This window comes from uncultured Massilia sp. (assembly GCF_913773735.1).
Classification (GTDB): Bacteria; Pseudomonadota; Gammaproteobacteria; order Burkholderiales; family Burkholderiaceae_D; genus Telluria.
Map to the genome: position 1 here is coordinate 40,756 of NZ_CAJYEB010000022.1, position 13,833 is coordinate 54,588.

The window sequence follows — 13,833 nt, forward strand, 5'->3', positions numbered from 1 at the left end:
CATTTTCTGCGGGATACCGAGTGATCGCATCGATGGGAACACGTGCCTGGCTGTGCCTCGGCGGCTTGCGCCGCCGGCGGCGCCCGCGTGCCCCGTCCCGGGAGGGCCTCGCAACGGGGGCAGGGCAAGACGCGGCGCCGCAGCGCGGCCGTGTGCCTGCTGCAACGGCCTCCTGGCGCCGCGCCTGCCTGCTCGGCCTGTTGGCGGCGTGGGCCGGCAACGGCGCCGCGCTGGCGGGGGTGCAGATCGCGGCCAGCCAGGCGCTCTCCGTCAACCCTGCCAACTCCGCGAACGCCGCCAACGCCGCCAACGCCGCCAACGCCGCCAACGCCGCCGGCCCCGGCGCCCCGGCCGGCCTGCAGGTGCTGCACTGGTGGACGTCGAACAGCGAGCGCAAGGCGGCCGACCTGCTGGCCGCGCGCCTGGCCGAGGAGCGCATCGCCTGGCAGGACGCCGCGATTCCCGGCGGCGCCGGCATCGGCGCCGGCAAGGTCCTGAAGGGCAGGGTGCTGGCCGGCGACGCGCCCGAGGTCACGCAGATGATCGGCGCGTCGATCGCCGAATGGGCCGACATGGGCCTGCTGCTGGAACTCGACAACGTGGCGGCGGCGGGCAACTGGAACCGCTTCCTGTTCCCGACGATCCAGGACCTGGTCACGCACCGCCGGCACGTGATGGCCGTCCCGCTCGGCATCCACCGGGTCAACACGCTGTACTACGACCGCGCGCTGTTCGCGCGCCTCAAGCTGGCGCCGCCACGCACCTGGGCCGACTTCGAGGCGGTGGCGCTGCGCCTGCGCGCGGCCGGCGTGGAGCCGCTGGCGCAGAGCAGCGAAGCCTGGCAGGTCGCGGCGCTGTTCGAGAACCTGGTGCTGGCCGAGGGCGGGCCGGGCTTCTACCGCGAGCTGTTCGTGCGGCGCAGCCCGGCGGCGGCCGCCGACCGGCGCACGGCCGACGCGCTCGCGCGCCTGCGCACCGTCAAGGGCTGGATCGCCGGCCAGCTCGACGAGCGGCCGTGGCCCGCCGTCGTCGGCCAGTTCGCGCGGCGCCAGGCCGGCATGCTGATCATGGGCGACTGGGCCAAGGCCGAACTGGCCGAGTACGCGCTGCTGCCGGAGCGCGACTACGGCTGCGGCGCCGCGCCGGGCACCGGCCGCTGGCACCTGTACAGCGTGGACACGCTGGCCATGTTCGCCGGCGACTACCACGCGATGCCGGCCCAGGAACGGATGGCGCGCCTGCTCGTCACGCCGGCGCTGCAGGCCGACTTCAATGCCCTCAAGGGCGCCGTGCCGGTGCGCCGCGACGCCGATCCGGCGCGCATGGACGCCTGCGCGCGCGCCTCCTGGACCACCTTCGCCGGCGGCGCCGCCGTGCAGGCCCCCAGCATGGTGCACCGCATGGCCACCGACGAGGCCAGCCGCGACGCCGTGATCGCCGAGGTGCACCGCTTCTTCCTCGACGACCGGGTGCCGGTGGCCGCGGCCCAGCGGCGCCTGGGCGCATTATTCCGGTTGTTCAATCTCGCAAGTCAAGGAGCGCCAGGTGCGCAAGATACTGATCGTAGACGATGACAAGAAGACCCGCCTGCTGCTCAAGACCTACCTCGAAAAGAACCAGTACGAGGTGATCCTGTCGCACGACGGCGAAAGCTTCCTGGCCGAGCTGCATGCGCGCGCCGACCAGCTGTCGCTGGTGATCCTGGACGTGATGCTGCCCGACACCGACGGCTTCGCGCTGTGCAAGCAGGTGCGGCGCCGTTCCAACGTGCCGATCATCATGCTGACGGCCAGTTCGGACGAGACCGACCGCGTGGTCGGCCTGGAACTGGGCGCGGACGACTACATCGCCAAGCCCTACAGCCCGCGCGAGCTGCTGGCCCGGATCAAGGCGATCCTGCGCCGCACCGCGGCCGAGGCGCCGGCCGCGCGCTACTACCGCTTCGTCGGCTTCACGCTCGACACCATGGAGCGCAAGGTGGTCGACGCCGCCGGCAACCAGGTGCCGTTGACCGGGCTCGATTTCCAGCTGCTCAAGTACTTCATCGAGCATCCCGGCGTGGTGCTCGACCGCGGCCTGCTGTGCGAGGAGACGCGCGGGCGCGATGCCGGCCCGCTCGACCGTTCGCTGGACGTGCAGATCAGCCGCCTGCGCCTGCGCCTGAACGACGACGGCAAGCAGCCGGCCCTGATCAAGACCGTGCGTGGGGCGGGCTATGTGTTCTCGGCCGACGTCAGCGTGTCCGGTGCCTAGCCGCCTGGCGGGCCGGCTGCCGCGCTGGCTGCGGGCGCTGTGGCCGGCGTCGCTGCTCGGCAGGCTGACGCTGGTGATGGTGGCCGGCGTACTGGTCACGCAACTGGCGGCCAGCGCCATCTGGACCAGCCAGGTGCGCGCCAAGGCCGAGGTGGAGGCGCAGTCCGCGGCGCGCTACACGGCGCACAGCGCGGCCGGCGCGATCCGGTTCTTCCGCAGCCTGCCGCCGGCCTACCGCACCCTGATCATCCAGCAACTGCGCGAGATGGGGGGCACGCGCTTCTTCGTCAACCTTAACCACGCCTGGGTGCCGGTGGAGGAGATCGGCGCCAACCCGCTGGCGCGCAGCGTGCTGGCCACCGTGGGCGCCACGCTCAAGGCCGACCTGCCGAATTCGCCGGGCTTCCGGCTGGCGTTCGCCTGGCCCGAGCGCCTGGCGGTGGCCGAGCACGACGTGCGCCTGGAGGACCTGCCCAACGCCTGGGTGCAGCACGTGCTGCTGCTGCAGCCGGATCCGGCCCCGGTGCTGGTGATCCAGACCGAGATCGAGCCGGGCAACTGGCTGTACATGGCGGCGCTGATGCCGAATCCCTACTTCCTGAGCAATAACGATCCGTTTTCCTGGGACCGCCTGATGCCGCAGGTGCTGTCGCTGGCCGTGGTGCTGCTACTGTGCCTGCTGGTGGTGCGGTCGATCACGCGTCCGCTGGCGGCGCTGTCGGACGCCGCCAGCGCCTTCGGCCAGGGCCTCGACCACATCGAGGAGGGCGCGCGCCCGCTGCCGGAAACGGGCAGCCGCGAATTCATCAACACGGCGCGCGCCTTCAGCGCCATGCGCGAGCGCATCCAGCGCTACATCGAGGACCGCGAGCGCCTGTTCGTGTCGATCTCGCACGACCTGCGCACGCCGATCACGCGCCTCAAGCTGCGCTCCGAGCTGCTGGACGACGAAGCGCTGCGCAACGAGTTCGAGGAAGACCTGGACGAGCTGGACATGATGGTCAAGGGCGCCCTGCAGTGCGTGAAGGACAGCGACATCCACGAGAATCCCGCCGAGATCAAGCTCGACGCGCTGCTCGGGCGCATGGTGCGCAGCGCGCAACTGGCCGGCCACGCCGTCGCCTACCGGCCGGCCGGGATCACGGTGCGCGGCAAGCCGCTGGCCCTCAAGCGCGCGCTGGGCAACCTGCTGGACAATGCGCTGCATTACGGCGCGCGCGCCGAGATCAGCGTGACGGCCGAGCCGGACGCCGTGCTGGTATGCGTGCGCGACCACGGTCCCGGCGTGCCGGACGAGGCGCTGGCCAGCCTGTTCGATCCCTACGTGCGCCTGGCGCACGGGCGCGAACGGAACGACGGCGGCATGGGGCTGGGACTGGGCATCGCGCGCGGCGTGGTCGAGGCGCACGGCGGCAATCTGGCGCTGTCCAACCATCCGGAAGGCGGCCTGGTGGCGCTGGTGCGCCTGCCGGCCTGAGACAGCGCTATCATGGACGCCAGGCATGGCGGGGAGAGCGGCATGGACGGCGACGACGAGCGGTACCCGGGACCCTTGCGGGCATGCATCCGCGACGTCGGCGCCGCGCTGGCGCACTGCGCCGGATCGGAACCCGCGCTGCTCGCCGCGGTGGGCGACGCCATGCGCCGCCTGATCGCGCGCGACGACTGGCTGCCGGCCGCCTGCGCGCAGCCGCATCCGCAGTATTACCGGCAATACCTGCTGCACCTGGATCCGGCGCGCCGCTTCAGCGTCGTGAGTTTCGTCTGGGGGCCGGGCCAGGCCACGCCGGTGCACGACCACCTGGTGTGGGGCGTGATCGGCGTGCTGCGCGGGGCCGAGACGGTCGAGGACTTCGCGCTCGACGCCAGCGGACGCGCCGTGCCGGCCGGCGCGCCCGTGACGCTGGGCGTGGGCGACGTGGCCTGCGTCTCGCCGGCGCTCGGCGACGTGCACCGGGTGCGCAACGCTTTCGACGACCGGGTCTCGGTCAGCATCCACGTCTATGGCGGCGATATCGGCACCATCCGGCGCGCCGTCTACGACACCGGCGCGCCGGGGCGCAAGCCGTTCGTGTCCGGCTACGCCAACGCATCGGCGGCGCAGGCGCAGGCATCGACGGCGGCGCCGGGGCCGCGCGCGGACGACTGAAGGCGGCGGCCGTCAGGCCGGCAGCGCCGCCCCGAAGTCGACCAGGCCGGAACGCGCCGCCAGGTGCATCAGCTTGAAGTCGTTGTCGGCGTTGAGCTTCTGGCGGATCGAGGTCAGGTAGTTCAGCACCGTCTTCGGACTCAGGTGCATCACGGTGGCGATGTCCTGCACCGACTCGCCATGCACCAGCAGGCGCAGCAGTTCGAATTCGCGCGGCTTCAGGTCGTGCAGGGCTTCGTCGCCTTCGTCCGGCACGGCATCCTGCATGTCGCGCGACAGCACGCGGCGGCCGCGCATCACGTCGCGGATGCCTTCGATGACTTCCTCGGGTTCGCTGCGCTTGGTGAGGTAGCCGTGCGCGCCGGCCTTGAGCGCCTGGACCAGGTGGCCGGCGCCGTCGTGCATCGACAGCACCAGCACGCGCAGCGGCGGCAGCCGCGCCATCATGCCGGCGATGGCTTCCAGGCCGCTGCTGCCCTTCAGGCTCAGGTCGACGACGGCGACGTCGGGCCGCACGCGCTGGACCAGCGCGTTCGCCTCCTGCACCGTGGCGGCCTCGCCGACGACCTCGAAATCCGGCTCGGCGGACAGCAGGCGGCGGTAGCCGCTGCGCACGATGGCGTGGTCGTCGACCAGGAGGATGCGGATCATGACAGGGCTCCTGCGGTGGTGGCGCAGGGGTGCGCCGTGGCGGCGGGCAACGGGAACAGCGCGCGCAGGCACAGGCCCCCGGAGGGCGGCGCCAGCACCTGCAGTGCGCCGCCGGCCATGGCGACGCGCTCCTGCATGCCGAGCATGCCGCCATGCCAGCGCGGACCGTGCGGCAGGCCGCACCCGTCGTCGGCCACTTCCAGCGCGAGGTGGGCCGGACCCAGCGTCATGCGGATCGTGCAGTGGCGCGCGCCGCTGTGGCGCACGACATTGGTGACGGCTTCCTGCACCATCCGGTAGATCGCCAGCGCCAGCGCGTCGCCGGTATCGGGCAGTTGCGGCGGCAGGTCGAGCGCGAACGCGATCTCGGTGTGGCGGCCGTGCCAGCCCTGCACCAGCTCGCGCAGCGTCTGCGCCAGGCCGCTCGCGTGCAGGCCGTGCGGGCGCAGCGTCTCGAGCATGGCGCGCAGCTGCGCGCCGCAGGTGCGCAGGTCGCGCCGCAGGTCGCCGGCGCATTCGGCCACCGCGGCGGGCGGCAGGTGGGCGGCATTGCGTGCCAGGTGGGTGGCGGTGACGCTCAGCGCGGTCAGCGTCTGCCCCATCTCGTCGTGCAGCTCGCGCGCCAGCATGCGCCGCTCGTCCTCCTGCACGGCGATCAGCTGGCGCTCCAGGGCGCGCTGCGCTTCCCGCGCCGCGGCCAGCGCGCCGGCCAGGTGCGCGATGGCGCGCGCCACCCGGCCGAACTCGCGCAGCGCGAACGCCGGCAGGGCCGGGTCGGGTTCACCGCGCGCCAGGCGCTGCAGGCTGGCCTCGAGCTCGCGCACCGGCGCCAGCGCCCGGTCCGCGCACCACCAGGCGGCCAGCAGCGTTGCGCAGGAAAAGAACAGCAGGGTGCTCCAGATTTGCACAGTGTCCGCCAGGCGCTCGCCGATTTCGGAGCGCGGGTTCGGCGCGATGTACAGCACCTGGCCGCCGATGCGGATCTCCTGCTCGGCGCGCACGGGCGGCGCCAGGCCCAGCCAGGCCGGCAGCGGCGGCGGGGCGGGCACGAGGGGTGGCTGGCCGGCGGTACGGATGCTCAGGTGGCGCAGCCGGGCCGCCGCCAGGCGTTGCTCCAGCGTGGGCCCGCCCGCGGCGGGCGCGCCCGCCGCCAGCAGGACGTTGACCAGCCGCGCCGACGCCGCCACCTCGGCGTCGATGTCGCTGCGCAGCGACAGCAGCTGGATGACCGCCGTCATGGCGAGCAGGCCCGCCAGCAGCAGGCCGAGGGTGGCGATCAGGCGGCGGCGCAGGTCCATGGGTCTCCTCGTGGTCCGGTGTTTCCCTCCATGTTTGCAACTTCCATGCCAGTGCCGGCCGGCGCGCCCGCCGCGCACGTCGGGAAATTTTCCCTAGCGGCGCGGGCGGCCTCCTTGGAATAATCGTCCCGCCAGGGCAGTGCACCCGGTACCGACAAGACCATGGAGGAGACACCCATATGCGTCATCGCAAGAACATGGCCGGCAGCGGCGCGCGCCGGCGCCTCGTCCCGGGCGCGCTCGCCGCGGCCGTCGCGGCCGGCTGGCCGTTCGCACCCGCCTGGGCGCTGGAGGACGGCGCCGCAGCCCCGGTGGCCGCGGCACCCGCGGCGCCGGTCGCGCACACCGTGGAAATCGTCGGCATCACGCCGCTGCAGGGCCTGGGCGTGGCGCGCGACCGCATCCCGGCCAACGTCCAGTCGCTGGACGGCGCCGCGGCGACGGGGCCGGACAGCGCCAACCTGCCGGACGCCCTGAACCGCCGCCTGGGCGGCGTGTTCGTCAACGACATCCAGGGCAACCTGTTCCAGCCGGACGTCAACTACCGCGGCTTCACCGCGTCGCCCCTGCTGGGCACGCCGCAGGGCCTGTCCGTCTACCTGGACGGCGTGCGCCTGAACCAGCCGCTGGGCGACGTCGTCAGCTGGGACCTGATCCCGCGCGCGGCCATCGCCTCGGTCGACCTGATGCCCGGCTCGAACCCGGTGTTCGGCCTGAACACGCTGGGCGGCGCGCTCTCGATCCGCACCCGGGACGGCCTGCGCGATCCCGGCACGTCGGTGCAGGTGCTGGCCGGCCGCTACGACCGCCAGGAACTGGGTTTCGAGCACGGCGGCCACGACGCCCGCGGCTGGCACTGGTACGTGGCCGGCAACGGCTTTCGCGAGGATGGCTGGCGCGCCGCCTCGCCGACCCGGCTCGGCCAGCTGTTCGGCAAGCTCGGCTGGAAGGATGCGCGCACCGAGATCGCGCTGAGCGCCGCCGTCGCCTCGACCGATCTGACCGGCAACGGCATGCAGGAAGGACGCCTGCTGGCGCGCGACCGCGCCAGCGTCTACACGACGCCGGACCAGACCCGGAACCACGCGGTGCTGTTCAACCTGGCCGGCAGCCACCGGATCGGCGCCGACCTGCAACTGTCCGGCAATGCCTGGTTCCGGCGCATCCGCACCGCCACGCTGAACGGCGACATGAACGACGATGCCTTCGACCAGTCGGTCTACCAGCCGGGCGCGGCGGAACGGGCGGCGCTGGCGGCGGCCGGCTATACCGGCTTTCCGGCCAGCGGCGCGACGGCGGCCAACACGCCGTTCCCGTACTGGCGCTGCATCGCCAACGTGCTGCTCGACGACGAGCCGGCCGAGAAGTGCAATGGCATGCTCAACCGGACCAGCAGCCGCCAGCGCAACGCCGGCGCGAGCGGGCAGGCGACGCTGGCGGGCGCCGTCGGCGGCCGGCCCAACCAGTTGACGATCGGGGCCGGCTACGACGCCAGCCGGATCGACTTCGGCCAGTCGGCCCAGTTCGGCTACCTGAATCCGGACCGCAGCATCACCCCGGTCGACTTCTTCGCCGACGGCAGCGAGATCGACGACGACGGCACGCCCGTGGATGCGCGCGTCGACCTGTCCGGCCGCACCCGCACCGCCAGCGTGTTCCTGACCGACACGCTGAGCGTGAGCGACGGCCTGCACCTGACGCTGTCCGGCCGCTACAACCGCACCACCGTGCGCAACCGCGACCGCATCACCCCGGGCGGCGGCCCCGGCTCGCTCGACGGCGACCACCGCTTCAGCCGCTTCAACCCCGCCGTGGGCGCCACCTGGGACCTGGCGCCGGGCCTGAACCTGTACGCCGGCTACAACCAGGGCAGCCGCACGCCGACGGCGATCGAACTGGGCTGCGCCGACCCGGACAACCCGTGCAAGCTGCCGAACGCGATGGCGGGCGACCCGCCGCTGCGCCAGGTCGTCACCCGGACCTGGGAAGCGGGGCTGCGCGGCACGCTGGCGGGCCGGGTGCGCTGGAACGCCGGCGTGTTCCGCGCCGAGAACGTCGACGACATCCTGTTCGTGGCCGACAACGCGGCCGGCTTCGGCTACTTCCGCAACGTCGGCCGCACCCGCCGCCAGGGCCTGGAGCTGGGCGTGGACGGGCGCGCCGGCGCCGTCGCCTGGTCGGCCAGCTACACCTGGCTGGACGCCACCTTCCGCAGCGCCGAGGTGCTCAACGGCGCCGCCAACAGCAGCGCCGACGAGGACGGCAACATCGCGGTGCGCGCCGGCGACCGCATGCCGCTGGTGCCGCGCCAGGTGTTCAAGGCGCGCGCCGACTGGCGGCTCGCGCCGGCGTGGTCGGTGCAAGCGGGCATGCAGGCCGTGGCGGGGGCGACGGCGCGCGGCAACGAGAACGGACTGCACCGCCCCGACGGCACGTATTTCGTGGGCAGCGGCCGTTCCGCCGGCTATGCCGTGTTCGACATGGGCACGACCTGGGAAGCGACGCCGCGCCTGCGCGTCTTCGCCCAGGTCGACAACCTGTTCGACCGCCGCTACGCCACCGCCGCCCAGCTGAACGCCACCGGCCTGACGGCCGAGGGCCATTTCATCGCGCGGCCGTTCGCGGCGGCCGGCGACAATGCGAGCGTGGTCAATGCGACGTTTTATGCGCCGGGCGCCCCGCGCACGTTCTGGGTCGGCGCGCGCTACGCGTTCGATTAAGGCGCGGCCTCGCGCTCCGGCGCCGCGGCGCCGCGGTCCGCGGCGGCGGCGCGCTCGGGGAAGTGCAGCGTGAACGTGCTGCCCTTGCCCGGCGCGCTGGCGACCTCGGCGCGGCCGCCGTGCAGTTCGACGATCGAACGCACGACCGCCAGGCCCAGGCCGGTGCTGTCGGTGCTGCTGCGCGCCGGGTCGACGCGGTAGAAACGGTCGAACAGGAAGGGCAGGTGCTGCGCGGCGATGCCGGCGCCATCGTCGGCGACCGCAACGACCACGTGGCCGTCGCGGCGCTCGGCGAGCAGGCGCACGGTGCCGCCGCGCGGCGTGTAGCGCAGCGCGTTGGACAGCAGGTTCGACAGGGCGCGCCGTACCAGCAGCGGATCGGCCACCAGGTCGACGTCGCCGTGCGCCACCAGGGTCACGCCCTGTTCCTCGGCCGCGATGTCGTAGAACTCCAGCAGCTTGCGGAACTCCGCGCCGAGCGCCATGCGCTCCGTGCGCAGGTGCTGCTCGGCGTTGTCGGCGCGCGCCAGGAACAGCATGCTGGCGACCATGCGCGACAGGCGTCCGCCTTCCTCGACGACGACTTCGAGCGTCGCCTGGTACTCGGCCGGCGTGCGGGCGCGGGCCAGCGTCACGCTGGCCGCCGCCACCAGGTTGTTCACGGGGGAGCGGAATTCGTGGGCGATGTCCGACGAGAAGCGGGTCAGCTGGTCGAAGGACTGCTCGAGGCGGGCCAGCATGTCGTCGAAACTGCCGGCCAGCGCGCGCAGCTCGGCCGGCCAGTCGTCGCGGGCGATGCGCGCATGGAGTTTTTCCGCATTGATGCGGCCGATTTCCAGCGACATCGCGCGCACCGGCGCCAGGCCGCGGCGCGCCAGCAGCCAGGCCAGGGCGGCGGCGGCCACGATCGCGCTGGCGATCACGGCCGCCAGCTTGTGGCGGTAGGCGGTCAGCAGCCGGTCGTTGGCGCCGACGTCGAGCACCCCGCGCAGCACCGCGCCGCGCTCGCCCAGCGCGGGGCCGTTCACTTCGAGCGCTTCCGGGCCGCGGGTATCGACCGGCAGGTCGTGGACCAGGAAGGCATGGTCGTCGTCGGCCGCATCGATGCGCACGAACGTGCCCGGCCGGACCGGCGCCGCCAGCGCCGGCGCGAACGCGGCCAGGTTCGGCGACGAGGCCCGCACGGCGCGCGCGGGCGTGAGCAGCTGCCAGGCGAACGCCTGGTGCGCATCCTGGTATTCGCGCCACTCGTACTGCCACTGGCTCGGCGCGATGCGGCGCCCGACCAGGTATTCCAGCGTGTCGCGCTGGATCTGCAGGTTTTCCCGCAGCTCCGCCTCTTCCTTGGCGCGCAGCTGGCGCACCAGTTCCGAATACATCATCGCCGAGACGCCGAGCACGATCACGGTGATCGCCACGCCGACGAACACGCTCATGCGCAGCGTCAGCGACCAGGCGCCGCGCGCGTCAGTCGCGGACTTCGAGGACATAGCCGACGCCGCGCACGGTATGCAGCAGCTTGCGTGGATACGGATCGTCCAGCTTGGTGCGCAGGCGCCGCACCGCCACTTCGACCACATTGGTCTCGGAATCGAAATGCATGTCCCACACCTGTTCCGCGATCACCGTGCGCGACTGCACCTCGCCGGCGCGGCGCAACAGCAGCAGGAGCAGGGCGAATTCCTTCGGCGTCAGGTCGAGGCGCTCGCCGCCGCGGCTGGCCCGGTGCTTGAGCACGTCCACGGTCAGGTCGGCCATCTGGTAGACCATCTGTTCGACCGCGCCCGCGGCGCGGTCGTTGCGGCGCAGGATGACGCGGATGCGGGCCAGCAGCTCGCTGAAGGCGAAGGGCTTGACCAGGTAGTCCTCGGCGCCCAGGTCGAGGCCGCGCACGCGGTCGTCGATGGCGTCGCGCGCGGTCAGGAACAGCACCGGCACCTGGCGCCGGGCACGCCGGGCCGTCTCGAGGATGGTCCAGCCGTCCAGGCCGGGCAGCATCACGTCGAGGATGGCGAGATCGTAGTCGCCGGTCAGCAGCAGGTGCAGGCCGTCCGGGCCGTTGACGGCCACGTCGACCACCATCCCTTCTTCCTTCAGCCCCTGCGACAGGTAGGCTGCCGCGGTGGCCTGGTCTTCGACGAGGAGGAGTCTTGTCATGGGTTCTGGACTGCAGCGGCAGCGACGGTTGTTGGCGAATCCGCCATTGTGCCGCATTCCGCATGACGGGAGGCGGGCGCCAGCATTACATTTCCGTAAGCTTGGCGCCGCCGCGCCCCAAAAAAGGCGCTGTTCGCGTTAATTGCGTTTCCTGTCGAGCCGCTTGCCGAACTGGACCGCTGCCCGCAGCAGCAGCGCCGGCGTCGTCAACCGTTTGTCGTCCAGTATCCGCTGCCAGCCCGAGTAGTCGATCAGGTAGCGGCTGGCCACGCCGCGAAAGCGCAGTAGCCAGGTCTTGAAGCGGCTGTGCCAGCCGTTCACGTTCTGCAGGTGGATCGCGCCGCGTGTTTGGATGCCCGCCCGCAGGTTGACCGCTTCATGGGTGATGCCCGCCCTGGCGGCAAAGGTCTTGTAGGCTTGCGCCGCATCGCTGACCAGCAGGACGTCGGGCGCCAGCACGGGCCGCAGGCAGCGCTCCAGCTGCGCCGCCGTCACCGGCCCGCGCCCGGTATGGAAATCGAGCGTTTGTCCGCTGCGATCGCGCGCCACCAGCAGGCATGCATGGTCGCGGTTGATGCCGCGGCGCCTGGCGAACCCGCCGCGCTTGCGCGCCGGACGGTCCAGCGTGCGTGATCCCTTCTGCGATTCGAGCAGGTAAGTCTCGTCCGCCTCGACGATGGCCGACAGCGTCGGCGCGCGTTCGTGCATGGCGCCCGGAATGAAGCGGTGACGCCAGCGAAAACTAGTGGTGCGGTGCACGCCCGTCACTGCTGCGGCGTCGCGCACGGTACGCGATTTCAGCACGCACTGCAGGTACGCCAGCCATTTCTCCTTGAGGCGCAGGCGCGCCAGCGGTGTGCCACTCAAGGCGTTGTAGCTGCGCCCGCAGCGGCAGCAACGATAACGCTGCAAGCCGCTGGCGCTACCGCAGCGGTGGATGCGCGTGGCGTGGCAACGGGGACAGGGTGGTCGGCCGGCGGCCTGTTCGATGAGGGCGATGCATTCGCCGGGATCCGCGATGGAGGCGATCCAGCTGCGCAGGCGTGCAAGATCCCGCGTGCACAGCGGTAACGCCTTGATTGCGGCAAGCACGTCGTCGAACGCCAGAGCTGGCATCGCTGTCTCCCCATGAGTTACCTCGACAATGGGTGAGACTGCCAGCGCAGCGGATGGTTCGCACAACTAACGCGAACAGCGCCAAAAAAAACCGCGCCAGCGGCGCGGTTCGTCCCGTGCAGGATTTCAGCGGTGCCCGCGCCAGCGCGGACCGCCGCCGTAGTGGCCACCGTAGTGGCCGCCGCGATGGCCGTGGCCCCAGTTGCTCCAGCTGAAACCCAGGCCGATCGAGATCGGCGGATACCACGGGTCCACGTAGACGGGCGCCGGCGCATACACGGGCGGCGCCACGTAGACCGGCTGGGTGGCATAGGCGACCGGCGCCGGGCTGTAGCCGACCACGGGCGACGAGGTCACGACGCCGCCATTGGCGGACGACGCGCCGGTGCCCACCGGCACCGGGGTGACGGACACGACCTGCCAGCCGTCGGCATCCGGCGCCTGGGCGTAGGCGCGGCTGCCGTAGTTGGCGGGGCCGGGATAGGTGGTGGCGCAGCCGCCCAGGGCGGCAAGTGAAACGATGATGGCAAGCTTTTTCATGGCGGTTCTCCTCACCTGCTTACTATACGGATTTTGCGCTTGCGTGCGCGGCCAATTACAGGCTGTTACACCTGCGGGCACAACGGAAACGTCGCTGCCGTGCCCGCCGCCGGCGGATGTGGGAATTGGCGCATTTTACGGCAGGGCCGGGCTGCTATCGTGGCGGTCCCGTCATCGACCGTCCGCTACCCATGCCGCTGCGATTTTCCTCCCTGGCGCGCCTGGCCGCCCTCGCGCTGTCGCTCCCGCTCGCCGTCGCCAACGCCAGCGCCGCGGCGGACGCCGCCCCGTTCCGCTTCGAGTCCGTGCGTTCGATTGACGCGATGCAGGACCTGGTGCGTGCGACCTTTCCGCAGGGCGCGCCGCGCGCCGGACTGCGCCGGGCCTTCGTCGAGGAGGGCGGCGCCAGCCTGCGCGAACACCCGTCCCGTGCCGGGACCGAGAAATACCTGTACGACATCAACCTGTGCCGCGTCTATGTGTGGCGCTGGAATGTCTCGGCCGACTACGACGCCGACGGCAGGCTGGTGCAGGCCTGGGTCAACGGCGAGCCGGTGCATGCGGCCGGCCCGCAAAGGACGGACCCGGCCGCGCTGCCGCATGGGCCGCGCGCCGCCGTCCTGCGCGTGGTGCGTCCGCGCCCGGAGGCGAGCCTGGGCGAGAAGGAACTGGTCTACCTGGCCTTCGATCTCGACGGCAATCCGGCCACCACCGCCGACCGCATCGCGACCGGCGGCGGCCCCTCGCAGCCGAACCCGGCGAACATGGGCCGGATGCACGTCTACGCCAACGTCGACCCTTGGCGCTCGATCTTCGATGCCGATGCGGCCGACCGCATCGTCGAGTACGCCGGCATGTGTCCGCCGGCGCGCCAGGAGCGTTAGCGGCAGCGTCATCGCGCGCGCGCCCGGCGCCACCACCGATCGTGGTGACGCCGGGCAGCCCTTGC

Annotated in this window: 12 protein-coding genes; 6 read left to right on the top strand and 6 right to left on the bottom strand. The window is 72.0% G+C overall.

Features of this window, described 5'->3' with window-relative positions; all coding sequences use genetic code 11:
• Window positions 1–152: 152 nt before the first annotated feature.
• Genes QZ749_RS08980 through QZ749_RS08995 form a run of 4 tightly spaced genes read left to right on the top strand, consistent with a single transcriptional unit; the run spans window position 153 to window position 4,402 of the window.
• Entirely contained in the window at window positions 153–1,574 is a 1,422-nt protein-coding gene (locus QZ749_RS08980) for an ABC transporter substrate-binding protein (RefSeq protein ID WP_296945642.1), read from the top strand.
• On the top strand, window positions 1,546–2,253 hold the full coding sequence (locus tag QZ749_RS08985; RefSeq protein WP_296945644.1) for a response regulator: 708 nt from the start codon (window positions 1,546–1,548) through the stop codon (window positions 2,251–2,253). Before QZ749_RS08980 ends, QZ749_RS08985 begins: the two co-directional genes overlap by 29 nt.
• Window positions 2,216–3,730, top strand: coding sequence for a sensor histidine kinase (locus tag QZ749_RS08990; protein ID WP_373896807.1), 1,515 nt, complete (start codon window positions 2,216–2,218; stop codon window positions 3,728–3,730). Before QZ749_RS08985 ends, QZ749_RS08990 begins: the two co-directional genes overlap by 38 nt.
• Before the next feature lie 12 nt (window positions 3,731–3,742).
• Window positions 3,743–4,402, top strand: coding sequence for a cysteine dioxygenase (locus QZ749_RS08995; RefSeq protein ID WP_296945645.1), 660 nt, complete (start codon window positions 3,743–3,745; stop codon window positions 4,400–4,402).
• 12 nt (window positions 4,403–4,414) lie between these two features.
• On the opposite strand, the gene QZ749_RS09000 is transcribed toward QZ749_RS08995, so the two are convergent.
• Complete coding sequence (locus tag QZ749_RS09000) at window positions 4,415–5,053, bottom strand: response regulator transcription factor (RefSeq protein WP_296945646.1); 639 nt, start codon at window positions 5,051–5,053, stop codon at window positions 4,415–4,417.
• The gene (locus QZ749_RS09005) at window positions 5,050–6,351 is read right to left on the bottom strand and encodes a sensor histidine kinase (protein WP_296945647.1); all 1,302 of its coding nucleotides are present in this window, start codon (window positions 6,349–6,351) and stop codon (window positions 5,050–5,052) included. The genes QZ749_RS09000 and QZ749_RS09005 overlap by 4 nt, the downstream gene beginning before the upstream one ends.
• Before the next feature lie 179 nt (window positions 6,352–6,530).
• On the opposite strand from QZ749_RS09005, the gene QZ749_RS09010 reads away from it, so the two are divergent.
• Entirely contained in the window at window positions 6,531–9,071 is a 2,541-nt protein-coding gene (locus QZ749_RS09010) for a TonB-dependent receptor (RefSeq protein WP_296945648.1), read from the top strand.
• Here the strand turns inward: QZ749_RS09010 and QZ749_RS09015 are convergent.
• From QZ749_RS09015 to QZ749_RS09030, 4 genes are all read right to left on the bottom strand, one after another.
• Complete coding sequence (locus QZ749_RS09015; protein WP_296945650.1) at window positions 9,068–10,561, bottom strand: heavy metal sensor histidine kinase; 1,494 nt, start codon at window positions 10,559–10,561, stop codon at window positions 9,068–9,070. The two genes, QZ749_RS09010 and QZ749_RS09015, sit on opposite strands and share 4 nt — an antisense overlap.
• Window positions 10,539–11,228, bottom strand: coding sequence for a heavy metal response regulator transcription factor (locus QZ749_RS09020; protein ID WP_296945652.1), 690 nt, complete (start codon window positions 11,226–11,228; stop codon window positions 10,539–10,541). The genes QZ749_RS09015 and QZ749_RS09020 overlap by 23 nt, the downstream gene beginning before the upstream one ends.
• Window positions 11,229–11,366: 138 nt before the next feature.
• Window positions 11,367–12,344 (bottom strand): IS1595 family transposase, encoded by a 978-nt coding sequence (locus tag QZ749_RS09025; RefSeq protein WP_296945653.1) that lies wholly within the window; start codon window positions 12,342–12,344, stop codon window positions 11,367–11,369.
• Between the two features lie 126 nt (window positions 12,345–12,470).
• Window positions 12,471–12,884: a hypothetical protein gene (locus QZ749_RS09030; protein WP_296945654.1), complete on the bottom strand. Its 414-nt coding sequence runs from the start codon at window positions 12,882–12,884 to the stop codon at window positions 12,471–12,473.
• 191 nt (window positions 12,885–13,075) lie between these two features.
• Here QZ749_RS09030 and QZ749_RS09035 point away from each other — a divergent pair, with 191 nt between their 5' ends.
• Window positions 13,076–13,768 carry a hypothetical protein gene (locus tag QZ749_RS09035; RefSeq protein ID WP_296945656.1) on the top strand — a complete coding sequence of 231 codons (693 nt, stop codon included), beginning with the start codon at window positions 13,076–13,078 and terminating at the stop codon, window positions 13,766–13,768.
• The last annotated feature ends 65 nt before the right edge of the window (window positions 13,769–13,833 follow it).